The following is a 24,999-nucleotide window of genomic DNA, read 5'->3' as shown; positions in this document are numbered from 1 at the left end:
TCGAACACGGTGATGCCTTCACACGGGTGTCGCAGGACGCGTTACAGCCGTCCATGCGTACGGTACGGCCGAGCCCCTCAGCAGAGCCGTCCACCGACTGTACGGGGACGTTTCCCCTCACTGTCAAGGCTGTCCGAACTGTGAGCGGTTCGTCTCACGTCGTTGACGCCACACCGAATGCCTGTTCCACTTGCCCCATGCATCCACAGCAGTGGCTGGTCAAACGCTCCCACATCGACCTCGGTCGAGTGTGGTCCTCCTCCTGTTGAGCTGACCCCCTGCCCGCCCGCTCACCCGGGCGCATTTTCGCGTTCTCCCGTCACACCTCACGTCTCATCCGCGCCTTCACACTCACGCACACCCCTCCCCTCAAGCACCCCCCTTTTTCCTTTTCCCGCCCTTATCCCTTCCGTCATCCCTTCGCCATTCCTTCCGTCACCCCCTCCGTCCGCTCTTGCCCTTCCGCCTGCCCAAGGAGACCGCCCCAGGAGCGCACTGCCGCCCACCGCGCACGGCTCGGGCTCGCGGATCTCCCCACCGGAGATCAGGGACTGACCCGACGTCAGGTGTGATCCGGACGGGACTGGGCACCCGCTGACCGTGACTGAGCATCCGTCAGGAAAGCGGGCAGGACGCCCATTCACCCATACGTCCCAACGGTCACCCATACGCCATGAAGAATCATATTTCACTCTCAGTCAGCAGTCGGACACAGCAAGACCCTTGCGGCGCGGGGCCTCTCGACGAAATGGTTGTGCACCAGTACCGTCACGAAACCCCCGCGCGGCGTCTATTCACTTGGCGCGCCATCCGCATCATGGATGACCATAGGGATGCGGAATGCATGAGAGACCGCTGTGAGAGGAGGCGTCCATGGGATCGGTACGCAAGGCGAGTGCCTGGCTTGGCCTCGTCGACGACAACAACGATGACGAGCGTTACTACGACGACGAGTACTCCGAGGGGACCGAGCAGCCCGGGGATGCCTGGGTCACGGACCCCCGGGTCAAGGTCGCCGGCGAGGTGGCCGAGGAGAAGGGCCGCCGGATCGGCACGGTCACCCCGGACAGCTTCCGGGACGCCCGCGCCATCGGCGAGCTCTTCCGGGACGGCGTCCCGGTCATCATGAACCTCACCGCCATGGATGCCGCCGACGCCAAGCGCGTCGTCGACTTCGCCGCAGGCCTCATCTTCGGCCTGCGCGGTTCCATCGAGCGGGTGTCCAACCGCGTGTTCCTGCTGACCCCCGCCGACACGGAGATCGTCAGCGGGGAGGCCCAGCCGCACCGCGCGGACGGCTTCTTCAACCAGAGCTGAGCAAGGCCGCTCACCGGCCCCGCCGTCCGTTGTTCAGGTCAGCGGAAGGCGTCAAGTCCGGTGAGCGCCTTGCCCAGCACCAGCTGGTGCATCTCGACGGTGCCCTCGTACGTGAGCACCGATTCCAGGTTCGTCGCGTGCCGCATCACGGGGTATTCAAGCGAGATCCCGTTGGCGCCGAGGATCGTCCGGGCCGTACGACAGATGTCGATGGCCTCTCGTACGTTGTTCAACTTGCCGAAACTGACCTGCTCGGGACGCAGGCGGCCGGCGTCCATCCGCCGCCCCAGATGGTGGGCGAGCAGAATCCCCTTGTGCAGCTCGACCGCCATGTCGGCGAGCTTGGCCTGGGTGAGCTGGAACCCGCCGATGGGCCGCCCGAACTGTTCGCGCGTCTTCGCGTAGTCGACAGCGGCCTCGAAACAGGACCGGGCCGCGCCCATGGCGCCCCAGACGATCCCGTAGCGGGCGTGGGAGAGACAGCCGAGGGGTCCGCGCAGTCCGGTGACCTCGGGCAGTACGGCATCGGCGGGCAGCCGCACGTCGTCGAGCACCAGCTCGCTGGTGACGGAGGCGCGCAGCGACCACTTGTGCTTGATCTCGGGCGCGGAGAACCCGGGGGTGTCGGTGGGCACGACGAAGCCGCGGATGCCGTCGTCGGTCTGCGCCCATACGACGGCCACGCCGGCCACGGACCCGTTGGTGATCCACATCTTCCGGCCGCCCAGCACCCAGTCGCCGCCCGCGCCGTCGCGCTTGGCGTACGTGCGCATGCCGGCGGGGTCGGAGCCGTGGTCGGGCTCGGTCAGCCCGAAGCAGCCGATGACGTCGCCGGAGGCCATCTGCGGCAGCCAGTGCTGTTTCTGCTCCTCGCTGCCGAAGCTGTGGATGGCGTACATGGCGAGCGAGCCCTGCACGGAGACGAGGGAGCGGATTCCGGAGTCGGCGGCCTCCAGCTCCAGACAGGCGAGGCCGTACTGCACGGCGGACGCGCCGGCGCAGCCGTACCCGGTGAGGGACATCCCGAGGGCGCCGAGGCCGCCCAGCTCACGGGCGAGCCCCCTGATGTCCGGCAGCTCCCCCGCCTCGAACCACTCGGCGACATACGGCAGCACGCGGTCCGCCGCCCAGGTCCGCACGGTGTCCCTGATCGCCAGGTCCTCCGCGTCCAGCTGGTCGTCGAGGCCGAGCGGGTCGGCGGGGTCGAAAGGGGGGAGCTTCGCGAACACGGCCACAGGGAGCCCTCCGGCAACTCGGTTAAACTAGCACCGCTAGTTACGACACTGGTCCCGACGGTACGACGGAGCGTGCCGCACGTCCAGCGAACGCCCACGCACGCCGGTGCGGCCCTGTCGACAGATCCACATGACCCGCGAGGCGACCCCACCGTCAACGCCTCCCGCTCACAGCTTTCCGCACCCCGCCCACCCGTGCGACCCAACCGACAGACTCACGTCACCCGCGGGGGCTAGGCAGCGTCGACGCCTGCCGGTCACCGCCTATCGACGGCGGCAGCCAGGCCCAGTGGTCCGCCGACCCAGGACAACGCCCCGCACCCGTCCACCCACCGCGTCACCCACACCCGCACCCCACACCCAACGCGCACCCCCGGACCCACCCGCCACCCGCCACCCGCCACCCGCCGACGCTCCCGTACCCCCCACGGGAAACGTCCACCCCTCAAGGGACCGTCACGGGTGGTGCGTGGGTGGGAGACACCCCCCGGCGTTCACACCGACACACGGGACCCCGCGACCTCCCGAGGACCAGGCACGGCAACCGCCTCAGCGGCACCGCCACACTGCATCACCCGCGGCAACCGCAACGCCATCACCGCCCCCAGCAGCAACAACCCCGCACTCACCAGCAACGTCACATGCAACCCGTGCACAAACGCGTCCCGAGCCGCCGCCCGCAGGGCAACCCCAGGCGACCCCCCGAGCCGCCCGGCAACCTCGTACGCCTCGCCCAGCGAACGCCCCGCCGCAGCCGACGCCGACGCCGGAACCCCCGGCACCGACCCCACCCCCGGCGCGTACGCCGCGTTCATCACGCTTCCCAGGAGCGCGATCCCGATCCCCGCGCCCAGCTGGTACGACGTCTCGCCGATCGCCGCCGCCCCGCCCGCCTGCGCCGCCGGAGCCTCGCTCAGCATCGACTCGTACGCCCCGAAGAGCGTCGTCTCCAGGCCGAAGCCCAACAACACGAACCCGGACAGCATCAGCCCCGCGTTGTCCTCACCGCCCATCGCCGTCAGCAGCACGACCGCCGCCGCGGTGAGGCAGAACCCGGCGCACACCATCGTCCGTGGCCCGAACCTCCGCAGCAGCCGCGCCCCGGCGAGTCCTGCCGCCATGGCCGCCAACGTCAGCGGCAGCAGCCGTAGCCCCGTCTGCAACGGCGAGAGCCTCAGCACCAGTTGCAGATACTGCGCCGCGATCAGCTCAAGTCCGACCAGCGCGAGCATCGCCAGCACGATGCATCCGACGGACGTACTGAACGCGGGCCGCGCGAACATCCCCAGGTCGACCAGCGGATGCGTACGCCGCCGCTGCCTCCGTACGAAGAGCACCAGCAGCACCGCGCCCACCACCAGCGGCGCGAGCGTCAGGAAGTTCCCGGCCCCTTCCCCGCCGCCCAGCCGTTTCACACCCAGCACGACGCCGAACAGCCCGGCGGCCGCCGTCAGCGCACCGACCACGTCCCACGGGCCGTCGCCCCCCTCGCCGCGCGACTCGGGCAGCAGCAGCCGCCCGATCGGCAGGCTGACCAGCATCAGCGGGATGTTGACGAGGAAGACCGAACCCCACCAGAAGTGCTCCAGCAGGAAGCCGCCGAGCAGCGGACCGACCGCCGCGCCCACCGCGGCCACCGCGCTCCAGACACCGATCGCCACCGCTCGTTCGCGCCGTTCGGGAAAGACCTGGCGCAGGATCGACAGCGTCGCCGGCATGATCATCGCGCCGCCGACGCCCAGCAGCGCCCGCGCCAGGATCAGTACCGGGGCACTGTCGGCGAGGGCGGCCAGGCCGGAGGCGACGCCGAACAGCCCGTAGCCGAGGAGCAGGATCCGTCTGCGGCCGACCCGGTCGCCGAGCGTGCCGAAAAGGATCAGCAGTGAGGCGCAGACCAGCGGATAGACGTCGACGATCCAGAGCAGCTCGATCGCGCCGGGCCGGAGGTCCTCGCTGACGGCGGGCACCGCCACGTGCAGCACGGTCGCGTCGACCGCGACGAGCAGCAGGCTCGTACAGAGGACGAACAGGACGACCCAGCGGTTGGCACGCGCCCCGGCCGCCCGACGGCGCAGCGCGGCGGCAGCCGTGGTCGTCCCGGACATGTACGTACCTCCAAGATTCCCTCGCGTTCGGCGGTCCGCGGGGTGGGGACTCCCCGGGGGCTCCGGCTTCGGCCGAGGAGGAGCGGTGTCCTCGGTCCGCGCGGCGAAAAGCGAGTGGTCCGACAGCGTACGCGAGTTCACAGCGGCGAAAAGTGGCGGACCTCTCACCCGCCCACGGCACCCGTGTGTCGTACACCACGCACCCGGCGGGCCGCCCGCCTCCACGCCCGTCCTCGTTCCGTACGCCGCCGATAATCGACCGGTGACAGATCCTGGCACCCGCCCGCTCCCCATGCCGCCCACGCTCCGCCGAGCGGCGCCCGCCCTCCTCGGGTACGCGGCCGTCCGCATGCTGGGCCTGGTCGCGCTGGCCCTGTGGAGCGCGGCGCGGGACAAGAGCGCGTACACGCTGCTGACGGCCCGCTGGGATTCTCTCTGGTACACACGGGTCGCCGAACTCGGCTACGGCTATGAGGTACGCCTCCCCAACGGTGACGTGCACTCGAACCTCGCCTTCTTCCCGCTGCTGCCCTGGCTGGAGCGGCTCCTGGCAGCGGTGACCCCGATGTCGTACGCCGACGCGGGCTTCGCGGTCAGCGCCCTCGCGTCGCTCGCCGCCGCCTGGGGCGTGTTCGCGGTCGCGGACCACGTCTACGGCCGCCGGGTCGGCATCTGCGCCGTACTGGTGTGGGCGGTGCTGCCGGTCGGGATCGTCCAGTCGATGGCGTACAGCGAGTCACTGTTCACCGCCCTGGCCGCCTGGTCCCTGTACGCGGTCCTCACCGGCCGCTGGCTGACGGCAGGCACCCTGGCCCTGCTGGCGGGCCTGACCCGCCCCGTGGGACTCGCGGTGGTGGCGGCGGTGTGGGTGACGGCCATCGCCTCGTTCGGTACCTCGTACGTGCGGGACCGAAGCGTGCCCGGCTCGCACGGCGCACCCGTCTGGCGGCGCGCCCTCGGCATGCTGATCGCGCCGCTCGGCGCCGCCGGCTACGTCCTGTGGGTCGGCCACCGCACCGGCAGGGGCCCCCTGGGCTACCTGGACGTCCAGGCCGGCTGGCGCAACGGTTTCGACGGCGGTGCCGCGTTCGCCCGCTTCGTCGCCGACAAGTTCACGTCGTTCCCGTCGGCACTCGCCGGCGTCGGGCTGATCATCGGTGTGGGCCTGCTGATCTGGCTGTTCGTCACCTGCGTACGGCAGCGCCAGCCGCTGCCACTGCTGGTGTACGCGGGTGTCGTCACCGTGCTCGCCCTGTGCGCGTCGAGCTACTTCGGCTCGAAACCACGCCTGTTGCTGCCCGCGTTCCCTCTCCTGCTGCCGCTCGCCCAGGCGCTGGCCCGGCCGCGTACCAGCAGGTCGGTGCTGGTGACGGCCGTGGTCGCGGTGGCCTCCGCTGCCTACGGGGCCTCCTGGCTGAACGGCTCCGGTCCCCCCTGAGCGACCGTCCGGCGAATTCCGGACAACCATCTGGTGAACCAATTCAAAAGAGCCATAAAACAACACCGCCGCATGATCAATGAAAATGGGGGAAGGAGAGTCGCCGAATAGGGATTCCGGGGAATTAAACATGACCCTGAGAGGAATCCCACATCACATCGTCATTACAAAGCCGTGGATTGGGCGGAGATCCGAGCTCACTCGCTGTAACGTCGATTGGGTGCGTACCGAAGGAAACCTCGCCCGTCTGGACCGGGTGTTCGCGAGGCTGGACCGTGAACCGGGACGGCCGACCCACATCGATGTGCCGAAGATGAGCCGGCACAGGATCGCGCTCCTTGTCGCGACCCTGGCCTTCTATCTCGCCACCGTGTGGGCCGTCGTGATCACCTCATGGCTGGTCCGGCTCGACTGGCAGGTCATGTTCTTCCGGCCCTACCAGCAGTGGCCGAAGATCCACGCGTTCCTCGACTACTACGTGGTGCTCGGTCAGCGCGGCCCCACCGCCGTGATGATCTCGGCCTGGCTGGGCTGGCGCGCCTGGCGTCAGCACACCCTGCGCCCGCTGCTCACGTTCGGCGCCGCGCTGCTGCTGCTCAACGTCACGGTCGGCGCCGCCAAGATCGGCATGGGCCGCCTCGGACCGCACTACGCGACCACCATCGGCTCGAACGAGATGGGGATGGGCGGGGATATATTTCCCAGCGGTCACACCGCGAACGCCGTGGTGACCTGGGGCATCCTGGCCTATCTGGCCTCCACCCCGTGGACCAGGCGCTGGCTGTCCGCGGGTTCGGCCCTGATGTCGCTCGGCGTCGGCCTCACCACGGTCTATCTGGGTACGCACTGGCTGAGCGATGTCATCCTCGGCTGGGTCGCGGGCCTGCTGGTCCTGCTGGCGCTGCCGTGGTGCGAGCCGCTGATCACCCGCACCGAGACCTGGATCCTGGACCTGCGCGACCGCAGGCGCGCCCGTGGCCCCAGCACCGCGCCCGTCCCGGCCCGGGTCGGCTCCCCGGCGCTGTTCAAGCCGTACGCGACCGCCGAGGAGGAGGTCACGGCCCGCGAGAACACCACTGCGGCGGCCCGTTCGTCCCGGGCTCCCGCGCACCCCGCACATCCGGCCCCGGGCACCCACGCGATCCGCTCGGAGCGCAGCCCGGTCACCCCCGTCGGCAGCCGCCGCCCGCCGCACGCGGACCGTGCCCCGCGAGCCACCGGCAACCCTTCGGCCCGCCCCCTGCCCGGAAACGGCTGAGCCACCGGGGGCGTGCCGGCCGGCCTCAGCCCTTCCAGCAGCGTGTCACCCTGCCGTCGGCGACCTCGAAGTTGAGCCGCCCCGACCGGTACTCCATGGTGATGATCGCCCCGGGCGGCAGCGACCGCACCGCGGACCAGCCGCGCTCCCGGGCGAGCCGCTCGGCCCCCGCCGCGCCGAGGCCGATATAGCTGTCCGGGCTGTCCTGGGGTTCTTCGGGCCTGGGAATCGATGACATGCCCGCCACGGTAGGCGCACACCGACGGCCGGGGAACCCCGGACCCCGGCCCCACGCATCACTCGGTACAACTCCGGTCACGCTTCTGTCACAAGATCACGCCATCCATTCCGGGCGATAATCATCATGCACCGGCACGCACAAGGGCTGGTCACCCATACTTCCGACGGCCATTCGAACGTAATTCGCCGACTCTCCGCGAGCCCCCATAAACCCCGTCCGAGATGGCCGGAAGGTCAACTCGATGACCGTGAATTACACCGGCCGCCCCCACTCCGACGTCTTACGCGCCTCTTACACACGTCATACGTGTTGATGCCACGTGTCTCGGCCGCCACCCCTGCGACAGAACGTATAAAACACCCACGGCTTCCCCACATAACCTCCGCATCACATCTTCACGACGGTGCCTGTGAGCTGCTCCGAGTTCGCGGCGAACGCTCCACCGCGCGAGACAGCCGGTCCCGGGAGGTCATGATCACGTCGACGAGTTCCGCGGGCTCCAGCACCTCGAACTCGAAGCCCATGAGCATCACGTGGATGACCATCACATCGAGGTTCGCCGCCCCGGTCCGCAGCAGACACGCCTCGTCGCCGTCCGGCTCCAGCGTCCCGGCGGAGGGCGAGATCCGCTCCGCGGCCTGTGCGAGGGGCACCAGCAGCCGTACGACGGCATGCGAGGCGTACGCGCGCGTGGACACCCCTCGGGACACGTAGGCGGCGAGATCGTCCGCAGGGGGCGTACGAGGGGCGAAGCGCGGTCCGTGCGGCGGCTTCGGCGTGATGCGGTCCACCCGGAACGTACGCCAGTCGGCGCGGTCGACGTCCCAGGCGACCAGATACCAGCGCCGCTCGGTGCACACCAGCCGGTGCGGTTCGACGGTACGGCGAGCCATCGACGCAGCCCCCTCGTGTCCCTGGTACTCGAAGCGCAGCAGCTCCGTGTCCCGGCAGAGGTGGGCGAGTTCGGTGAGGACGGCCGGGTCGACGGCGGAGGGCTGCGGCCGGCGCAGCATGGGCACGGTGAAGGCGTTCAGGGCCCCCACCCGTCGGCGGAGCCGGTCGGGCAGCACCTGTTCGAGCTTGGCCAGTGCCCGTACGGAGGTCTCGCCGATGCCCTCGATGCCCTGCCCGGCGGCGGTCCGCAGCCCCACTGCCACGGCGACCGCCTCGTCGTCGTCCAGCAGCAGCGGCGGCAACTCGGCCCCGGCGCCGAGCCGGTAGCCGCCCCCGGTGCCCGGACTGGCGTCCACGGGATAACCCAGCTCGCGCAGCCGGTCCACGTCCCGGCGGACGGTACGCGGGGTCACCCCGAGGCGGTCCGCCAGGTCGGGGCCGGACCATTCGCGGTGGGCCTGGAGCAGCGAGAGCAGTCGCAGCAGCCGTGCCGAGGTCTCCAACATGGGAGCGAGTCTGCCAGCGGTCGCGGACAACCACCGTCCTCAACGATCGGGGCCGGTACGCCGACTGCGGTACGTCGCCGCGCAGTCGAGGGCGGTGGTGACGACCAGGGCGACGACTTGTTCCCGTCGTTCCCGTCGGTCAGCCGGTACACGCACTCGTTGTTGCCGACGCCGCTGCCGCCGTCGCCTCACCGCCGGACCTCGACCGTGCGGCACCTTGGCGCCGTCGCGCGGGCCGGTGACGGTGGTGGCGCCGACCGGGCTGATCGCGCTGGTGATGAGGCCGGCGCGGATCGGTGCCGTACCGGCCGCCGGTGCTGAACGGCATCGACGCGGACCGCCGGGCCGCGGCGGGCTGGGCGTCCGGCTCATTCACCGCGGGCCTGACGGGCGTCCCGCCGGCTCCGTACGTCCGGCTGGACCCGTCCGGCAGCCGCTGCCGGTCATGGCGGTGATCGCCGTCGCCGTGGCGGCCCGGATCCGCAGCCTCCCGGTGGCGGTGCCGGGCCCGACGGTGCCGGGAAGAGCACCCTTGCCGCCCGTCCTGCACGGCCGCCGGGCTCTCGTGTACGAACTCCGCCGGGGCGCTGTCGTGTTCAGCGGGGAGGCGGCCGAACCGGCCGGCCCCTCGGGATGACCGCGCGGGACGCCGGTGCCCCACCCGGTCCGAGGAGCGGGTGGGGCACCGGGCCCGAAGCAGGGGGAACGGCTCAGAAGTCGAGCCTCTGTCCGGGCACGATCAGGTCGGGACTGTCGCCGATGACAGCCTTGTTGGCGGCGTAGAGATGCTGCCAGGTGGTCGTGTACCGGGCGGCTATACCGCTCAGGGTGTCGCCCGCGCGAACCGTGTAGTCGCCGCGGGACGAGCTGCGCCCGACGTGGGCCGTCGAACGTTCAGGTGCCTTCGACGGAGCCTCGGACGCGGCGGACCCGCCGGAACCGTTCGTCTTCCCGGCCGACTGCCCGGTGGACGGCTTGGCCGACTTCTTCGTCGACTTGGTCGTGGCCGAACCGGAGCCCGAGTCGGAGCCCGAAACCGCGGGAGCGCTCCCGCCGGCCCCGGCGCGTGCCGAACAGGTCGGCCAGGCACCCCAGCCCTGGGCGCCCTGGACCTTGGTGGCGACGGCGATCTGCTGGGACCGGCTGGCTCCGTCGGCGGTGGCCGCGTAGGCCGTGCCGCCGTAGGCGCGCCAGGTTCCGGCGGAGAACTGGAGTCCTCCGTAGTAGCCGTTGCCGGTGTTGATGTGCCAGTTTCCGCCGCTCTCGCACTGGGCGATGCGGTCCCACACCCCGCTGTCCGCTGCCGCGGCGTTGCCGGTCGCGGCCAGCAGGCCGAGCGGAGCGAGCAGTGCCGCTCCGGCGAGGACCGCCGTCTTGCGCGTCTTGCGGGTGTAGCTATCGGCACATTCGGACATGTAGATCCCTCTCCACAGACCCGGGCTCCCCCTGACCGGAACATGTCGGCCGCACACAGACGCGGTCGGCACACTCCGCCCCGTCCGCCGACGGTGGTGCTGCGCGATGTCTGGTTCTGCGCTGCCGGCGGACGTACCCAAGCGGTGCTAGGTGCACTCGGCGGAGGAATCTATGGACCCTGACGAGGTGATATCAACCAACTCCCTGTTGTCCCAGGCCAGTTCATAGTTACCGTGGGTATCGGCGAATTCCGGCCACCCACTTAATTCGCGCATTTCCCGATTTATCAACCAGCTACTCGGACAAACTGTGAGTCAGTTCACCAAACCAACTTCCGTAACCCGCCCGTTACTTGACATGGAGTGCCCGATTCCGCACCCAGTGTGACCGTGTGCGCCGGATGGTTCGATTACGTTCGCCGTGCAGCGTGACCCCTGACACAGATCGCCGTTGTCCTCTTTATGAGCCCGGACTGTCCGGACTCACCGGCCGGGGGCGACCCGGTCTCGCCACGCACCGCATCCCGAGGGAGCCACCCGTGCCGCGCATGCTCGATGTCAGCGACGAGGTCCGCGCCGAGATCGGCGACGAAGAAGCCGACCGCCTGCTCGTCGGCGACAACGCCCCGGGCAGTTACGACTGCACGTCCTGCCGCACGCCGGGCGACTCCGCCCAGGAGCGCACCAGCACCGTCCTCTTCATCGGGGACGAGACCGCCGTCCTCGCCTTCGCCCACGCGGGCTGCCTGCCTTCGCAGGTCGTCCAGGTCACCGAGGAGCAGCTCCAGGGCGCGGTCCGCTCCATCAACGCCGACGAGGAGGCCCCGATGGCCGCACCCGAACAGGCCGTACTGGGCGTCACCAGCGGACTGGTCCTGATCGAGGGCGAGTTGCACCCCGCCCTGGTCGTCGAACCGACCGCCCCGATCGTCCGCCCCGGCGCGACCGGCGTGGGCGACGACTTCCTGCCGCTCCTCATCGAGCAGGGCTTCATGCCGCTGACCGAGCTGACGGAGGTGCCGCCCGTGCTGCACGGCTGGTCGGTGCTGCTCGCGGCGGGCCAGCTGCACGCCGTACTCCAGCCGGGCCCGAACGGCGGCTCCGCGGTGGCCTGGTGGCAGGCGCACCAGCCCCTCCAGGTCACCGAGAGCTGGCGCGCCGCCGCCAACAAGCACCAGCAGGTGCTGATGTTCGCGGCGCCGGTCGGCTCGATCGGCCGCCAGCCCCGCGAGGACCTGCTGCGGGACGCGCTGGACAAGGCGGCGGGTATCGGCAAGCTGGTCGCCAGTGCTTTGCCTCTGGCGGGTACGTGAGCGCTGTAGACCGGGGGCGCCCCAGTAGGTTGGCGGCCATCGGTTGAGTGTGGCTCGTCGCGCCCACGCGGCGGAGCCGCGAATGTGACAGCCCCGCGCCCCTGCAGGGGCGCTCGCGCGCCCCGCAAAACCCGTCGTCGGCCGCATCCGATGAACGGTGGGGTCGTTTGGACGTATGTGCACACCTACGACGTCCCCCGCCGCCAGTCCTACCAGTCGATCCCGTCCGCGCGGTCGACCCAGGACTACCCCAGCGGCCCATCGGCCACGCCGATCTACGACTCGCTCTACGCCGAGTACGGCAAGTCCTTCCGCTCGCTGCCGGGCGACCGCAGTGGCGAGGACGAGCTGGACTTCTCGGCCTTCGGCACCAGCCCGAACGGCCTCACCCCGTACGGCGGCTCGTACGGGTCGGGCACGGGCTCGTACAGCGCCTACAGCGCGGGTGCGTTCAGCGCGCGCAACGGCGGTCAGGGCAGCCAGGGCGGCGGGCAGCAGTCCGTGTGGCAGCGGGTCGGTCAACTCGACGCACAACAGGGGCAGACGGCGACCCCGACCGCCGTATGGCCGACGGGCGGACGGCAGCAGCACTACACCGGGATGACCCACATCCCGGCGGCACTGCCACCGGGCCCCCGCCGGAGTGTGTGACCACGACACCTGCACGTGGCTGAGGGCGGCTCCCATCCGGGGCCGCCCTCAGTCACGCAGAAGACGTACGACTGCTGGTTCCGCTCGTTCAGCTAGTTCTTCCTGCCGCGCTTCTCGCGCACCCGGACCGAGATGTGGATCGGCGTGCCCTCGAAGCCGAACTCCTCGCGCAGCCGGCGCTCGATGAAGCGGCGGTAGCCGGCCTCGATGAAGCCGGAGGCGAAGAGCACGAACCGCGGCGGCTTGGTGCCCGCCTGGGTGCCGAACAGGATGCGCGGCTGCTTTCCGCCCCGGACCGGGTGCGGGTGGGCGGCGACCAGTTCGCCGAGGAAGGCGTTCAGCCGGCCCGTCGGGACCCGGGTCTCCCAGCCCGCGAGGGCGGCCTCGATCGCCGGGACCAGCTTCTCCATGTGACGGCCGGTGCGCGCCGAGACATTGACGCGGGGCGCCCACGCCACCTGGGCGAGCTCGGTCTCGATCTCCCGCTCCAGGTAGTAGCGGCGCTCCTCGTCGAGCGTGTCCCACTTGTTGTACGCGAGGACGATCGCACGGCCCGCGTCGACGGCCATGGTGACGATGCGCTGGTCCTGGATGGAGATGTTCTCCGAGCCGTCGATCAGGATGACCGCGACCTCGGCCTTCTCCACGGCGGCGGCCGTGCGCAGCGAGGCGTAGTAGTCGGCGCCCTGCTGGAGGTGGACGCGCTTGCGGATGCCCGCCGTGTCGATGAACTTCCAGGTGACGCCGCCGAGTTCGATGAGCTCGTCGACCGGGTCACGGGTGGTGCCCGCGACCTCGTTGACGACCACGCGCTCCTGGCCCGCCACCTTGTTCAGCAGCGAGGACTTGCCGACGTTCGGGCGACCGATGAGGGCGATACGGCGCGGGCCGCCGACCCCGACGCCGAAGGTCTGCGCGGGTGCCTCGGGCAGCGCCTCCAGGACGGCGTCCAGCATGTCGCCGGTGCCACGGCCGTGCAGCGAGGAGACGGGGTGCGGCTCGCCGAGCCCGAGGGCCCACAGGGACGTGGCGTCGGCCTCGCCGCTCAGCCCGTCGACCTTGTTGGCGCACAGGACGACGGGCTTGCCGGCCTTGCGCAGCAGCCGCACGACCGCCTCGTCGGTGTCGGTCGCGCCGACCTTGGCGTCGACGACGAAGACGACCGCGTCGGACGCCTCGATCGCGTACTCGGCCTGCGCGGCCACGGAGGCGTCGATACCGAGGACGTCCTGCTCCCAGCCGCCGGTGTCGACGATCTTGAAGCGCCGCCCGGCCCATTCGGCCTCGTAGGTGACGCGGTCGCGGGTGACGCCGGGCTTGTCCTCGACGACGGCCTCGCGGCGCCCGATGATGCGGTTGACGAGCGTCGACTTGCCGACGTTCGGCCGCCCCACGACGGCGAGGACGGGCAGCGGCCCGTGCCCCGCCTCGTCGAGCGCGCCCTCGACATCCTCGGCGTCGAAGCCCTCGACCGCGGCGAGCTCCATGAACGCTGCATACTCGGTGGCGTCGGCGTCACCAAGCTCTCCGTGCTCGTACTCTCCCGAGCCCTCGGAGGGAATGTGGTCGTTCATGAAGTCCGTACCTCGTTCATCGTGGTGATCGGTGGAACCTCCCGGTATCGGGTGATCCACTACTGAATCGCTCAAGTACTCAAGTGTCGCTCAGCGCTCAGCGGGGCGCCCGGCGTTTTCCGGCCGGCCGGTGAGCCGTCTGGCGTTCTCCAGGTGCGCGGTGAGCTGCTTCTGAATGCGTACGGTCGCCTCGTCCAGCGCCGCGCGCGTACGCCGCCCGGTGCCGTCGCCCGCCTCGAACGGGTCACCGAAGACCACGTCGACGCGGCTGCGCAGCGGAGGCAGCCCCTTTATCAACCGTCCGCGCCGGTCGGTACTTCCCAGAACGGCCACGGGAACCACCTTGGCACCGCTGCGCACGGCGAAGTAGGCGAGACCGGAACGCAGCGAGGCGAAGTCGCCCTCGCCGCGGCTGCCCTCGGGGAAGATCCCGAGGACCCCGCCCCTCGCCAGCACACCCAGGGCCTGGGTGATCGCCGTACGGTCGGCGGTCGAGCGGTCCACCTCCAGCTGGCCGGTGGCGCGCATGAACGAGGCGAGCGGGCCGATGAACGCCTCCTTCTTGACCAGGAAGTGCGACGCCCGGGGCGCCACGCCGATGACCATCGGGCCGTCGATGTTGTGCGAGTGGTTGACGGCGAGGATCACCGGACCGGTCGCGGGGACCTTCCAGGCGCCCAGGACGCGCGGCTTCCACAGCCCGTACATCAGGCCGACGCCGATGCGCCGCCCGACCTCGGCACCCCGCTCGGTGGGAATCCCGGCCGCCTTCGACACCTGCGACGGCTGCGGCGCCTTCGATGGAGCGCTCACTTCGCGTCCCGCTTCTCCTCGACGAGGGTGACGACGCACTCGATGACCTGCTGCAGGGTCAGCTCGGAGGTGTCGACCTCCACCGCGTCGTCCGCCTTGGCGAGCGGCGAGGTCTTGCGGCTGGAGTCGGCCGCGTCCCGCTTCAGCAGCGCCTCACGGGTGGCGTTGACGTCGGCCCCCTTCAGCTCACCGCTGCGGCGGGCGGCACGCGCCTCCGGGGAGGCGGTGAGGAAGATCTTCAGGTCGGCGTCGGGCAGCACGGTCGTCCCGATGTCCCGGCCCTCGACGACGATCCCCTTCTCGGCGGACCCGGCGATGGAACGCTGCAACCCGGTGATCTGGGCACGCACCTCCGGGACGGCGCTCACCGCGCTGACCTTGGAGGTGACCTCCTGGGTACGGATCGGGCCGCCGACGTCGGTGCCGTCCACGGTGATCGTCGGGTGCTCCGGGTCCGTGCCGGAGACGATCTCGGGCTTGCCTGCCACGGCGGCGATCGCGGAGGGGTCCGTGATGTCGATCCCGTTGGTCACCATCCACCAGGTGATCGCCCGGTACTGGGCCCCGGTGTCCAGGTAGCTCAGCCCGAGCTGCGCGGCAACAGCCTTCGACGTGCTCGACTTGCCTGTGCCGGAGGGCCCGTCAATGGCGACAATCACTGCGGCGCGATCCACTGTGGAGGCACCTTCCTGGTCCGGGGTGGTGGGGCGGGGGCGCTGGGTGCCCCGGACAAGGTTACTGGGTGCGAGTCACTCATCCGGCCGCAAGCCCCTTCGGCCCGCACGGCGCCTCATCAACGCCGGTTCCGGCATCTTCAGCCCGTGCCTTGCCTCTTCGACGCCGGTCCCGGCAACTCCAGCCCGTCCGGCGTTTGAGGACGAGACCCCTTCAGGGCCGACCGGGGGTCTGGGGGCGGGGCCCCCAGCTACGCCGGCCCCCTACTGCCGAATCGCCCACCCTCGCTCCCGCAGCGAAGCAGAAAGCACCGGCGCCGCCTTCGGCTCCACCATCAACTGCACAAGCCCCGCCTGCTGCCCCGTAGCGTGCTCGATCCGCACATCCTCGATGTTGACCCCCGCCCGCCCCGCATCGGCGAAGATCCGGGCCAGCTGCCCGGGCTGGTCGTCGATGAGAACGGCCACGACCTCGTACACCAGCGGAGCGGACCCGTGCTTGCCGGGCACCCGGACCTGCCCGGCGTTCCCGCGCCGCAGGACGTCCTCGACCCCGGCGACCCCTTCGCGGCGCTTCGCCTCGTCGGAGGACTGGAGGGACCGCAGCGCCTGGACCGTCTCCCCCAGGTCGGCGGCGACGTCCGTCAGGAGATCGGCGACCGGCCCGGGGTTGGCGGAGAGGATGTCGATCCACATGCCGGGATCGGAGGCTGCGATCCGGGTCACGTCCCGGATGCCCTGCCCGCACAGCCGTACGGCCGCCTCCTCCGCGTTCTCCAGCCGCGCGGCGACCATGCTGGCGACCAGGTGGGGCATGTGGGAGACGAGGGCCACGGCACGGTCGTGGGCGTCCGCGTCCATGACGACGGGGACCGCACGGCAGTGCGAGACCAGTTCGAGGGCGAGGTTCAGGACCTCGGTGTCCGTGTCGCGGGTCGGCGTGAGCACCCAGGGCCGGCCTTCGAAGAGGTCGCCGGTCGCGGCCAGCGGGCCGGACTTCTCGCGGCCGGACATGGGGTGCGAGCCGATGTACGACGCCAGGTCGAGGCCCAGCGCCTCCAGCTCGCGGCGCGGGCCGCCCTTGACGCTGGCCACGTCGAGGTAGCCGCGCGCGACACCCCGGCGCATCGCGTCGGCGAGGGCGCCGGCCACGTGCGCGGGCGGCGCGGCGATGATCGCGAGGTCGACCGGCCCCTGAGGCGCCTCGTCCGTACCGGCGCCCAGCGCGGACGCCGTACGGGCCTGCTCGGGGTCGTGGTCGGCGAGATGGACGACGACGCCGCGCGAGACGAGGGCGAGCGCGGCGGACGTACCGATGAGGCCCGTGCCGATGACGAGTGCGGTTCTCACTGGGCGATGTCCTTGCGCAGGGCCCCCGCGGCACCGAGGTAGACGTGCGCGACGTCGGCGCGGGGCAGGTCCGACTCGATGTGCGCGAGGATCCGGACCACCCGTGGCATCGCGCCCTCGATGTCCAGCTCCTGGGCGCAGATCAGCGGTACGTCGACGATGCCGAGCTTGCGGGCCGCGGCGGCCGGGAAGTCGCTGTGCAGGTCGGGGGTGGCCGTGAACCAGACGCTGATCAGGTCGTCCGCGGTGAGGCTGTTGCGCTCCAGGACCGCGGTGAGCAGCTCGCTGACCCGCTCGTCCATGTGCCCGGCCTCGTCCCGGTCCAGTTGGACGGCGCCCCGGACCGCTCGTACCGCCACGGTGATGCTCCTTGCTGATGTACGTATGCGGAGCTGATCCATGTGTTCGACTCCACGGATCGGCTCCTGGTCCATCCAGCCTAGTCAGCCCGTGCGGAACGGACGCGCGGCGCCCGCCCGCTGAGACGCGTCGCGCGACTCGCACCGGGCTTTGTCAATGTCACCCGATTCGCCCCAATCCGCGAGTTGGAGCGCGAACACGCCCGTGCGCTCTGGACGCGGAGGCGCGGGTCCGCTCTGATAGCAGGAAACTCGCCTCGGGGGAGGCCCGATGAAACGCACCGGACCGCTTTTCACACTGCTCGCGGGACTGCTGTTGGCCCTGTTCATGCTGTCGCTCAATGCGACGACCGGGACGAAGCCCGCATCCACGTCCCAGGCCGACTCACCCGCCGACAAGGTGTCACCGTCGCAGGCACCGACCGCCACGAAGACGTCTCCGTCGCCTTCCCCACCCGCGTCTCCGTCCCCGTCGCCCAGCAGGACTCCAGCACCGAACGCCGACTACGCGGGCCGGACGGACGACGACTCCTCCGCGGTGTCGGTCTCGCTGCGCGACGGCAGGGCGATCGCGTACTTCTGCGACGGCCATGACAAGGAGTCGTGGCTGAAGGGCGCTGTCGAGGCCGATGGTTCCATGAAGCTCACGGGCGACGGCGGCTCCGTACTGAACGGCGCCCTCAAGGGCAAGAGCATCCGCGGCACGGTCGACATCGAGGGCGGGCACTACGCCTTCACCGCGGACAAGGCGGTCAAGCCGTCCGGGCTCTACCGGGCGACCGCGACCGTACGGAACGCCAAGGTCGACGGCGGCTGGATCGTGCTGTCCACCGGAGAGCAGGTCGGCATCCTCAAGCGCGACGGCAAGCCCTCCCCCGCGCCCCGGATCGACCCGGAGACCGGCGCGGTCACGATCGACGGCCAGCGGCTGACGGCCCGCCCGGTCACGCCCTGACACCCCACTCCTTACTCCTTGCAGGGAGCCGAACATGACCGTGGACCCGAACGCCGCCACCCAGAGCTTCCCTCCGCGTCCGCCGGCCCCGAGCGGCCCGAGCGCCGCCCGCTACCTCGTACCGGCACTGGTCGCCGCCGCCGTGGCGGTGGGCCTGGGCGTGTACGGCAAGGTCCACGACCCGGAGGGCACCGCCTTCAACCTGGCCGGGTTCAGCAGCACGGGCGCGGTGAAGTCCTGGCTCGCGACGACGGCGTTCGGCTTCGCGCTCGTCCAGGTCGTGTCGGCACTGATGGTGTACGGGAAGCTGCCGGGCCCGGGTTGGTCGGCGACTCTGCACCGCTGGTCGGGGCGGATCGCGTTCCTGGTGGCGGTTCCGGTGGCGGTGCACTGTCTGTACGCGTTCGGATATCAAACATACGATTCACGTGTGATGTGGCACTCCCTCCTGGGTTGCTTCTTCTTCGGCGTTTTCAGTGCGAAGATGCTGCTGCTTCGCTGGGACCGGCTGCCCGGCTGGCTGCTGCCGGTCGTCGGCGGACTGGTCTTCACCGCCCTGACGATCCTCTGGCTCACCTCCGCCCTCTGGTTCTTCCGCAACTTCGGAGTGACGACATGACGCAAGGCCCGACGCGACGCACGGTCATCCTCGCGACGGGCGCGGCGGCGCTTACGGCGGGGTGCAGCGAGTACGGCGACACATCCGCGTCCTCGTCCGACGCCGCCGGCTCGCCCGGCCAGGAGCTGGCCACGACGGCCGACATCCCGGTGGGCGGCGGGAAGATCTTCAAGGACGAGCGGGTCGTGGTGACGCAGCCCAAGGAGGGCGAGTTCAAGGCCTTCACGTCGATCTGCACGCACCAGCAGTGCCCCGTGGCCAACGTCAAGGGCGGCACCATCAACTGCACCTGCCACGGCAGCAAGTTCAACATCACGGACGGTTCGGTGGCCAACCCGCCGGCGACACAGCCACTGGCCGAGAAGAAGATCACGGTGGCGGGAAATTCGATCCGCCTGGCGTGAGGTTCCCGCGTACGCTCCCGGAATGCGCCCGCATTCCGACTCCGAGGGTCCTGAGAGCCCCGAGACCCTGGTACGCGACCACACGATCTACGCCTGTGTGATGGGTTCGCGCGCCTTCGGTCTGGCGACGGACGGCAGCGACACGGACCGGCGCGGGGTGTTTCTCGCGCCCACTCCCCTGTTCTGGCGCTTCGAGAAGCCGCCCACGAATGTGGAGGGCCCGGCGGAGGAACAGTTCAGCTGGGAGCTGGAACGCTTCTGCACACTGGCTCTGCGGGCCAACCCGAACATCCTGGAATGCCTCCACTCCCCCCTCGTGGAGTACGCCGACGACACGGGCCGCGAACTCCTTGCCCTGCGCGGGGCGTTCCTCTCCCGCCAGGCGCACGAGACGTTCGCGCGCTACGCGCTGGGCCAGCACAAGAAGCTGGAGGCCGACGTCCGTATCCACGGCGCGCCGCGCTGGAAGCACGCGATGCACATGCTGCGCCTCCTGACGAGCTGCCGCGATCTGCTGCGCACGGGCACGCTGACGATCGACGTCGGTGACGAACGCGGCCCGCTGCTGGCGGTGAAGCGGGGCGAGGTGCCGTGGCCGGAGGTCGAGTCCCGGATGCACCGCCTCGCGGCGGAGGCCGAGAAGGCCTCCCACCACAGCCCACTGCCTGAGGAACCGGACCACCGACGTGTCGAGGACTTCCTCGTCCGCACCCGCCGCGCCTCAGCCACCCGGTAACGCGGGCCAGGCCCACCCCGCCCGTCCGGGGCCCCACTCTCCGTCAGGCGTCCCAGAGCGCCCCCAGTGTCTGCAGGTCACCCCCGTACTCGATGCGGTCCGCCCAGCGGGTCGGCCAGGCGTCGGTGCCGTGGTAGGCGCCGGCGAAGGCTCCGGTCAGGCAGGCGATCGAGTCCGAGTCGCCGGAGGTGCAGGCGGCGCGGCGCAGGGCCGTGAGGGGCTCGTCGGGGAAGAGCAGGAAGCACAGCAGGCCGGTCGCCAGGGCTTCTTCGGCCGTCCAGCCGGCGCCGGTGGCGAGGCAGGGGTCGTCCTCGGGCGAGACGGTACGGACGGCGAGCTGAAGCCGGTCCAGGATCGCCAGGCACTCGTCCCAGCCGCGGGCGATGAAGTGCTCGGGGCTCGGATCGTGGCCGTGCGTCCACAGGTCGCCCAGCCAGCGGTGGTAGTAACGGCTGCGGCTCTCGTGCGCGTGTGTACGCAGCAGGGTCACCAGTTCGGCCGGGCCGGCGCCGTGGGCCAGCAGCCGTACGGCGTAGGCGGTGAGGTCGGACGCGGCCAGCGCCGTCGGGTGTCCGTGGGTGAGCGCGGCCTGCAACTGGGCGGCGCCGGCGCGCTGTTCGTCGCTCAGGGCCGCGACCAGGCCGAGGGGCGCCACGCGCATGTTGGCTCCGCAGCCCTTGGAACCGATCTGGCTGGCCTCCTGCCAGGGCAGCCGTTCGTTCTCCAGCAGTTCGCAGGCGACCAGGCAGGTGCGGCCGGGCGCCCGGTTGTTGTCCGGCGACCGGAACCACTTCACGAACTCCTCGCGCACCGGCCGCTCCATCCCGGCCGGGGCGAGCAGCCCCCGGTCCATGGCCGCGCGCAGACCGTGTGCGAGCGCCAGCGTCATCTGGGTGTCGTCGGTGACGATCGCGGGCGTGGGCAGCTCTATCCGCCGCCAGGGGCCGTGCGCGGCGAGGATCGACGGGATGTCCTTGAACTCGGTCGGGAAGCCCAGGGCGTCACCGAGCGCGAGCCCGATCAACGCCCCACTAGCGGCGCGCTTCCTGACGGTCGTGGGGGTCATGCGGGGCGTCCTTCCGGTGACGAGGGAGACGGTGACGAAGGGGACGGCGAGGAGGGAGAGGGGGACGAAGGGGGCGAGGCGGGCGACACCGACGTGGTCGGGCGCAGCAGCGGCGGGTGCAGGGTGTCCGCGGTGCCCGCGCGGTACAGCGCGGCGGGCTTTCCCCGGCCGCCGGTGAGACGCGCGGCGCCCGGTACGGGTTCGACGAAGCCCGGGGTGGCGAGCACCTTGCGGCGGAAGTTGGGCGGGTCGAGCGCGGTGCCCCAGACGGTCTCGTAGACCTGTCGCAGCTCGCCGAGGGTGAACTCGGGCGGGCAGAAGGCGGTCGCGATGCAGGAGTACTCCAGCTTGGCGCCGACCCGGTCGTGGGCGTCGGCCAGAATGCGGTCGTGGTCGAAGGCGAGCGGCCCGAGGGCGTTGTACCGCAGCCACTGGGCCTGCGCCGCGTCCCCGCCGCCGTGTGGTTCGGGCGCGTGCGGCAGCAGCGCGGCGAAGGCCACGGACACGACGCGCATCCTCGGGTCGCGGTCCGGTTCGCTGTAGGTGCGCAACTGCTCCAGGCGCAGCCCGGACACGTCCGACAGGCCGGTCTCCTCGGCGAGTTCACGCCGGGCCGCGTTCTCCGCGGACTCGTCGGGCAGGACGAAGCCTCCTGGCAGTGCCCAGCGGCCGGCGTACGGCTCGTGACCGCGCTCGACGAGCAGCACGTGCAGCGCGCCCGCGCGCAGGGTCAGGACGGCCAGATCGACAGTGACGCCGAAGGGTTCGAAGGCGTGCTTGTCGTACCCCTCGGGCGCCCGGCCCCGCGCCGATCCGTTCACAGGTGCGGTCATGCCCGCCCACCCCCTCACGGTCGCTCTTTATGGTCACTATGACCAATAGTCATACCGACTATAAAGAGCCCGAGCGGACCGCACAAGCCTTCTTGACGACTCCCATACGCCAAAAGCCCCTCAGCGGCCCCTCAAGCGCCCAGGAGGGCCGCGAGGCCCTGGAGGGCACCCGATACCCTCCAGGGCGGCCAGGCGCGCTTCGGCGGCCTTCCTGGCGATACAAAAACGGCCGACCCCGGAAAGCTCCGGGATCGGCCGCAAGCAACAGCACTCAGCACGAGCACTCAGCCGAGCACGCGCTGAGCGCGCCGCGCGGTCTACAGATCGACTTCCTGCATCAGCATGCCGACCTCCGTGTTGGACAGGCGGCGCAGCCAGCCCGACTTCTGGTCGCCCAGGGTGATCGGACCGAAGGAGACGCGCACCAGCTTGTCGACCGGGAAGCCGGCCTCCGCGAGCATGCGGCGCACGATGTGCTTGCGGCCCTCGTGGAGGGTGACCTCCACGAGGTAGTTCTTGCCGGTCTGCTCGACCACCCGGAAGTGGTCCGCACGCGCGTACCCGTCCTCCAGCTGGATGCCCTCCTTGAGCTGCTTGCCCAGGTCGCGCGGGATCGGGCCCACGATGTGCGCGAGATAGACCTTCTTCACGCCGTACTTGGGGTGGGTCAGCCGGTGCGCCAGCTCACCGTGGTTGGTGAGCAGGATGACGCCCTCGGTCTCGGTGTCGAGCCGGCCGACGTGGAAGAGCCGCGTCTCGCGGTTCGTCACGTAGTCGCCGAGGCACTGGCGGCCCTCGTTGTCCTCCATCGTCGAGACGACGCCCGCGGGCTTGTTCAGCGAGAAGAACTGGTACGACTGTGTGGCCACCGTCAGCCCGTCGACCTTGATCTCGTCGCGCTCGGGGTCGACACGCAGCCCCTGCTCCACCACGATCTCGCCGTTGACCTCCACGCGCGCATGCTCGATCAGCTCCTCGCAGGTCCGCCGGGAACCGTAGCCCGCGCGCGCCAGGATCTTCTGGAGCCGCTCGCCCTCCTGCTCGGCACCCGGGAACGTCTTGGGCAGCTGCACGTCCTTCTTGTCGGCGTACCGTTCCCGGTTGCGCTCCTCGGCCCGCGCGTCGTACTCGCGAGAGGTCGCCGGGACCCAGCGCCCGCGTCCGGTGCTGTTGTGGCCCTGCCTGGGACCGCCCTTGGCACCGCCGCGCGCGGAGGCACCACGCCCGGACTTCGGGCCGTCCGGAGTCGCGGCCGGCCCCACGTCGTAGCGGCGCTCCTCGGGACGCGGCTTGCTGGGACGCCCCTGCGCCTGCCCTTGGCCCTGACCCTGACCTGGACCCTGGCCCTGGCCTCGGCCCGGAGCCTGACCGCGCCCCTGACCCTGGCCCTGACCACGGCCCTGACCCGAGCCCTGACCGCGCCCCTGGCCCTGACCCTGACCCCGCCTGTCGCCCCCGCCGTTGCCGGCGCCGCGAGAGTTACCGCGCCCGCCACCGCTCTTGCCGCCACCGCTACCGCTGCCGCTACTGCTTCGCATCAAAATTCCGTCTGGTCGTCTGCGTCGTCTGCACCCGGAGCATCGGGAGCATCCGGATCGAACGACGGAACACCTTCCTGCGTCTCGGCCTCGATCGCGTCCGCCTCCGGAAGGAAGGGTGCGAGCTCCGGGAGTTCGTCCAGGCCTCGCAGGCCCATCCGCTCCAGAAAGTAGTTCGTCGTCGTGTACAGGATCGCACCTGTTTCGGGTTCCGTGCCCGCCTCCTGGACCAGACCGCGCTGCAACAGGGTCCGCATGACCCCGTCACAGTTGACTCCGCGGACCGCCGAGACACGGCTGCGGCTGACCGGCTGCCGGTACGCGACGACCGCCAGCGTCTCCAGCGCCGCCTGGGTGAGCCGGGCCTGCTGGCCGTCCAGCACGAAGCCCTCGACGGCCGCCGCGTACTCGGGCCGGGAGTAGAAACGCCAGCCGCCGGCGATGAGCCGCAGCTCGAAACCGCGCCCCTGGACGGTGTACTCGTCGGCCAGTGCGCGCAGGGCGTCCGCGATGTGCCGCCGGGGCCGCTGGAGGATCTTCGCGAGGTGTTCCTCGGTCGCGGGTTCGTCCACGACCATGAGGACGGCCTCCAGGGCCGGCCTGAGATCGAGATCGGCGACGGTCCGCGGCCCGGCCGGCACCTCGGTGGTCTCCTCGCTCACGCCTTCGTCTCCTCCTTCACCGGCTCCGGCGGCCGGTCGAACTCGTCGGTGACCGTCGGCTCCCGATCGCCCTCCCCGCCCGTCCAGCGCACCACCAGCTCCCCGAGGGCGGTCTCCTGGTCCAGGGTGACGGCCTTCTCCCGGTACAGCTCCAGCAGCGCCAGGAAGCGCGCCACGACGGTCAGCGTGTCCTCGGTGTCCTCGACGAGGTCCTGGAAGGTGGCCTCGCCCAGCACCCGCAGCCGCGCGACCATGATCTGGGCCTGCTCCTGCACGCTCACCAGGGGCGCGTGGATGTGGTCGACGTACACCTGCGGCCTGGGCCTCGGCTGCATCGCCTTCACGGCGAGCTTGGCGAACCCCTCCGCGCCGATGCTGATGACGACCTCGGGCAGCAGTTCGGCGTGGTGCGGTTCCAGTCCGACGGTACGGGGATAGCGGCGGGCCTCGTCGTCGAGGCGGCGGCTGAAGATGTCGGCGACCTGTTTGTACGCGCGGTACTGGAGCAGGCGCGCGAACAACAGGTCGCGCGCCTCCAGGAGAGCCAGGTCCGCCTCGTCCTCGACCTCGGCGGCGGGCAGCAGCCGCGCGGCCTTCAGGTCCAGCAGGGTGGCCGCGACGACCAGGAACTCGGTCGTCTGGTCGAGATCCCAGTCCGGGCCCATCGCCCTGATGTGCGCCATGAACTCGTCGGTCACCTTGGAGAGAGCGACCTCGGTGACGTCCAGCTTGTGCTTGGAGATCAGCTGGAGGAGGAGATCAAAAGGCCCCTCGAAGTTGGCGAGCCGGACCTTGAAGACCCCGTCATCGGGTTCGTCCGACGCGGCGGGCTCCACAGGCCCGCCAGGCGGCTCGGGCTCGGGGCCCGGTTCCACGGATGGAACCGGGACCTCCGGTACTTCTGCCGCCTCTTCGACCGAAGGTTCGGCCGAGGATCCGGCCGAAACCGGCGGCGCACCCCCCGGACCCCGCCCCAGCACACGCCGACGACCGGCGGAGCGGGGGTCGGGGGCAGGGGCGTCGTTCGAGGTCATGACCCTCGC

At 70.6% G+C, this 24,999-nt stretch carries 24 protein-coding genes and 1 pseudogene; 10 read left to right on the top strand and 15 right to left on the bottom strand.

Going from position 1 to position 24,999, the window contains the following annotated elements; all coding sequences use genetic code 11:
* Positions 1-873 precede the first annotated feature (873 nt).
* Positions 874-1,317, top strand: coding sequence for a cell division protein SepF (locus ACW4TU_RS36090; protein WP_457420240.1), 444 nt, complete (start codon positions 874-876; stop codon positions 1,315-1,317).
* Between the two features lie 38 nt (positions 1,318-1,355).
* Here ACW4TU_RS36090 and ACW4TU_RS36085 read toward each other — a convergent pair whose 3' ends face one another.
* Both ACW4TU_RS36085 and ACW4TU_RS36080 read right to left on the bottom strand, forming a co-directional pair.
* Positions 1,356-2,552, bottom strand: coding sequence for an acyl-CoA dehydrogenase family protein (locus tag ACW4TU_RS36085; RefSeq protein WP_457420238.1), 1,197 nt, complete (start codon positions 2,550-2,552; stop codon positions 1,356-1,358).
* 494 nt (positions 2,553-3,046) lie between these two features.
* Positions 3,047-4,657 (bottom strand): MFS transporter, encoded by a 1,611-nt coding sequence (locus ACW4TU_RS36080; protein ID WP_457420236.1) that lies wholly within the window; start codon positions 4,655-4,657, stop codon positions 3,047-3,049.
* A 262-nt stretch (positions 4,658-4,919) separates the two neighbouring features.
* On the opposite strand from ACW4TU_RS36080, the gene ACW4TU_RS36075 reads away from it, so the two are divergent.
* A complete protein-coding gene (locus tag ACW4TU_RS36075) occupies positions 4,920-6,095 on the top strand; it encodes a hypothetical protein (protein ID WP_457420234.1) in 1,176 nt (391 codons plus the stop codon).
* A 220-nt stretch (positions 6,096-6,315) separates the two neighbouring features.
* Positions 6,316-7,353 carry a phosphatase PAP2 family protein gene (locus tag ACW4TU_RS36070; RefSeq protein ID WP_457420232.1) on the top strand — a complete coding sequence of 346 codons (1,038 nt, stop codon included), beginning with the start codon at positions 6,316-6,318 and terminating at the stop codon, positions 7,351-7,353.
* A gap of 25 nt (positions 7,354-7,378) precedes the next feature.
* On the opposite strand, the gene ACW4TU_RS36065 is transcribed toward ACW4TU_RS36070, so the two are convergent.
* On the bottom strand, positions 7,379-7,591 hold the full coding sequence (locus ACW4TU_RS36065; protein ID WP_457420230.1) for an I78 family peptidase inhibitor: 213 nt from the start codon (positions 7,589-7,591) through the stop codon (positions 7,379-7,381).
* A gap of 398 nt (positions 7,592-7,989) precedes the next feature.
* Positions 7,990-8,994 carry a helix-turn-helix transcriptional regulator gene (locus tag ACW4TU_RS36060; protein WP_457420228.1) on the bottom strand — a complete coding sequence of 335 codons (1,005 nt, stop codon included), beginning with the start codon at positions 8,992-8,994 and terminating at the stop codon, positions 7,990-7,992.
* A gap of 314 nt (positions 8,995-9,308) precedes the next feature.
* On the opposite strand from ACW4TU_RS36060, the pseudogene ACW4TU_RS36055 reads away from it, so the two are divergent.
* Positions 9,309-9,496 (top strand): annotated as a pseudogene (locus ACW4TU_RS36055) (hypothetical protein); the annotation flags it as partial.
* Positions 9,497-9,704: 208 nt separating this feature from the next.
* Here ACW4TU_RS36055 and ACW4TU_RS36050 read toward each other — a convergent pair.
* Positions 9,705-10,409 carry a transglycosylase family protein gene (locus ACW4TU_RS36050; RefSeq protein ID WP_457420226.1) on the bottom strand — a complete coding sequence of 235 codons (705 nt, stop codon included), beginning with the start codon at positions 10,407-10,409 and terminating at the stop codon, positions 9,705-9,707.
* Positions 10,410-10,948: 539 nt separating this feature from the next.
* On the opposite strand from ACW4TU_RS36050, the gene ACW4TU_RS36045 reads away from it, so the two are divergent.
* Both ACW4TU_RS36045 and ACW4TU_RS36040 read left to right on the top strand, forming a co-directional pair.
* A complete protein-coding gene (locus ACW4TU_RS36045) occupies positions 10,949-11,722 on the top strand; it encodes a hypothetical protein (protein ID WP_457420224.1) in 774 nt (257 codons plus the stop codon).
* A gap of 177 nt (positions 11,723-11,899) precedes the next feature.
* Positions 11,900-12,373: a hypothetical protein gene (locus ACW4TU_RS36040; RefSeq protein WP_457430497.1), complete on the top strand. Its 474-nt coding sequence runs from the start codon at positions 11,900-11,902 to the stop codon at positions 12,371-12,373.
* Positions 12,374-12,465: 92 nt separating this feature from the next.
* Here the strand turns inward: ACW4TU_RS36040 and der are convergent, their stop codons facing one another.
* The 5 genes from der to aroH form a co-directional block, all read right to left on the bottom strand.
* Positions 12,466-13,947 carry a ribosome biogenesis GTPase Der gene (der, locus tag ACW4TU_RS36035; RefSeq protein WP_457420222.1) on the bottom strand — a complete coding sequence of 494 codons (1,482 nt, stop codon included), beginning with the start codon at positions 13,945-13,947 and terminating at the stop codon, positions 12,466-12,468.
* 90 nt (positions 13,948-14,037) lie between these two features.
* Entirely contained in the window at positions 14,038-14,799 is a 762-nt protein-coding gene (locus ACW4TU_RS36030) for a lysophospholipid acyltransferase family protein (RefSeq protein WP_457420220.1), read from the bottom strand.
* Positions 14,757-15,434, bottom strand: a complete 678-nt coding sequence (gene cmk / locus ACW4TU_RS36025) for a (d)CMP kinase (RefSeq protein ID WP_457420218.1) — start codon at positions 15,432-15,434, stop codon at positions 14,757-14,759. The genes ACW4TU_RS36030 and cmk overlap by 43 nt, the downstream gene beginning before the upstream one ends.
* 264 nt (positions 15,435-15,698) lie before the next feature.
* The gene (locus ACW4TU_RS36020; RefSeq protein ID WP_457420216.1) at positions 15,699-16,784 is read right to left on the bottom strand and encodes a prephenate dehydrogenase; all 1,086 of its coding nucleotides are present in this window, start codon (positions 16,782-16,784) and stop codon (positions 15,699-15,701) included.
* Positions 16,781-17,143 carry a chorismate mutase gene (aroH, locus tag ACW4TU_RS36015; protein ID WP_164317736.1) on the bottom strand — a complete coding sequence of 121 codons (363 nt, stop codon included), beginning with the start codon at positions 17,141-17,143 and terminating at the stop codon, positions 16,781-16,783. The genes ACW4TU_RS36020 and aroH overlap by 4 nt, the downstream gene beginning before the upstream one ends.
* Positions 17,144-17,414: 271 nt before the next feature.
* On the opposite strand from aroH, the gene ACW4TU_RS36010 reads away from it, so the two are divergent.
* Genes ACW4TU_RS36010 through ACW4TU_RS35995 form a run of 4 tightly spaced genes read left to right on the top strand, consistent with a single transcriptional unit; the run spans position 17,415 to position 19,857 of the window.
* A complete protein-coding gene (locus ACW4TU_RS36010; RefSeq protein ID WP_457420214.1) occupies positions 17,415-18,098 on the top strand; it encodes a hypothetical protein in 684 nt (227 codons plus the stop codon).
* A gap of 34 nt (positions 18,099-18,132) precedes the next feature.
* Positions 18,133-18,717, top strand: coding sequence for a DUF6529 family protein (locus ACW4TU_RS36005; protein ID WP_457420212.1), 585 nt, complete (start codon positions 18,133-18,135; stop codon positions 18,715-18,717).
* A complete protein-coding gene (locus ACW4TU_RS36000; RefSeq protein ID WP_457420210.1) occupies positions 18,714-19,121 on the top strand; it encodes a Rieske (2Fe-2S) protein in 408 nt (135 codons plus the stop codon). The genes ACW4TU_RS36005 and ACW4TU_RS36000 overlap by 4 nt, the downstream gene beginning before the upstream one ends.
* Positions 19,122-19,143: 22 nt before the next feature.
* Positions 19,144-19,857 carry a nucleotidyltransferase domain-containing protein gene (locus ACW4TU_RS35995; RefSeq protein WP_457420208.1) on the top strand — a complete coding sequence of 238 codons (714 nt, stop codon included), beginning with the start codon at positions 19,144-19,146 and terminating at the stop codon, positions 19,855-19,857.
* A gap of 43 nt (positions 19,858-19,900) precedes the next feature.
* Here ACW4TU_RS35995 and ACW4TU_RS35990 read toward each other — a convergent pair whose 3' ends face one another.
* The 5 genes from ACW4TU_RS35990 to ACW4TU_RS35970 form a co-directional block, all read right to left on the bottom strand.
* The gene (locus tag ACW4TU_RS35990; protein ID WP_457420206.1) at positions 19,901-20,923 is read right to left on the bottom strand and encodes an ADP-ribosylglycohydrolase family protein; all 1,023 of its coding nucleotides are present in this window, start codon (positions 20,921-20,923) and stop codon (positions 19,901-19,903) included.
* The gene (locus ACW4TU_RS35985; protein WP_457420204.1) at positions 20,920-21,756 is read right to left on the bottom strand and encodes an NUDIX hydrolase; all 837 of its coding nucleotides are present in this window, start codon (positions 21,754-21,756) and stop codon (positions 20,920-20,922) included. The genes ACW4TU_RS35990 and ACW4TU_RS35985 overlap by 4 nt, the downstream gene beginning before the upstream one ends.
* A gap of 317 nt (positions 21,757-22,073) precedes the next feature.
* Positions 22,074-23,294 (bottom strand): pseudouridine synthase, encoded by a 1,221-nt coding sequence (locus ACW4TU_RS35980; protein WP_457420202.1) that lies wholly within the window; start codon positions 23,292-23,294, stop codon positions 22,074-22,076.
* Positions 23,294-23,956 (bottom strand): SMC-Scp complex subunit ScpB, encoded by a 663-nt coding sequence (gene scpB, locus ACW4TU_RS35975; protein WP_457420200.1) that lies wholly within the window; start codon positions 23,954-23,956, stop codon positions 23,294-23,296. The genes ACW4TU_RS35980 and scpB overlap by 1 nt, the downstream gene beginning before the upstream one ends.
* Positions 23,953-24,990, bottom strand: a complete 1,038-nt coding sequence (locus tag ACW4TU_RS35970) for a segregation and condensation protein A (RefSeq protein WP_457420198.1) — start codon at positions 24,988-24,990, stop codon at positions 23,953-23,955. Before ACW4TU_RS35970 ends, scpB begins: the two co-directional genes overlap by 4 nt.
* Positions 24,991-24,999: the final 9 nt, after the last annotated feature.

Source organism: Streptomyces kryoterrae (assembly GCF_054072135.1).
The sequence above is the reverse complement of the archived record's forward strand: the minus strand, read 5'-3'. Positions and strand labels throughout refer to the sequence as shown.

What these genes read in the sequence shown, in the direction of transcription:
- ACW4TU_RS36090 (WP_457420240.1), top strand. Translation starts at nt 874, where the DNA reads ATGGGATCGGTACGCAAGGCGAGTGCCTGGCTTGGCCTCGTCGACGAC.
- ACW4TU_RS36080 (WP_457420236.1), bottom strand. Translation starts at nt 4,657, where the DNA reads ATGTCCGGGACGACCACGGCTGCCGCCGCGCTGCGCCGTCGGGCGGCC.
- ACW4TU_RS36065 (WP_457420230.1), bottom strand. Translation starts at nt 7,591, where the DNA reads ATGTCATCGATTCCCAGGCCCGAAGAACCCCAGGACAGCCCGGACAGC.
- ACW4TU_RS36060 (WP_457420228.1), bottom strand. Translation starts at nt 8,994, where the DNA reads ATGTTGGAGACCTCGGCACGGCTGCTGCGACTGCTCTCGCTGCTCCAG.
- ACW4TU_RS36050 (WP_457420226.1), bottom strand. Translation starts at nt 10,409, where the DNA reads ATGTCCGAATGTGCCGATAGCTACACCCGCAAGACGCGCAAGACGGCG.
- der (WP_457420222.1), bottom strand. Translation starts at nt 13,947, where the DNA reads ATGAACGACCACATTCCCTCCGAGGGCTCGGGAGAGTACGAGCACGGA.
- ACW4TU_RS36010 (WP_457420214.1), top strand. Translation starts at nt 17,415, where the DNA reads ATGAAACGCACCGGACCGCTTTTCACACTGCTCGCGGGACTGCTGTTG.
- ACW4TU_RS36005 (WP_457420212.1), top strand. Translation starts at nt 18,133, where the DNA reads ATGACCGTGGACCCGAACGCCGCCACCCAGAGCTTCCCTCCGCGTCCG.
- ACW4TU_RS36000 (WP_457420210.1), top strand. Translation starts at nt 18,714, where the DNA reads ATGACGCAAGGCCCGACGCGACGCACGGTCATCCTCGCGACGGGCGCG.
- ACW4TU_RS35995 (WP_457420208.1), top strand. Translation starts at nt 19,144, where the DNA reads ATGCGCCCGCATTCCGACTCCGAGGGTCCTGAGAGCCCCGAGACCCTG.
- ACW4TU_RS35990 (WP_457420206.1), bottom strand. Translation starts at nt 20,923, where the DNA reads ATGACCCCCACGACCGTCAGGAAGCGCGCCGCTAGTGGGGCGTTGATC.
- ACW4TU_RS35985 (WP_457420204.1), bottom strand. Translation starts at nt 21,756, where the DNA reads ATGACCGCACCTGTGAACGGATCGGCGCGGGGCCGGGCGCCCGAGGGG.
- ACW4TU_RS35980 (WP_457420202.1), bottom strand. Translation starts at nt 23,294, where the DNA reads ATGCGAAGCAGTAGCGGCAGCGGTAGCGGTGGCGGCAAGAGCGGTGGC.
- ACW4TU_RS35970 (WP_457420198.1), bottom strand. Translation starts at nt 24,990, where the DNA reads ATGACCTCGAACGACGCCCCTGCCCCCGACCCCCGCTCCGCCGGTCGT.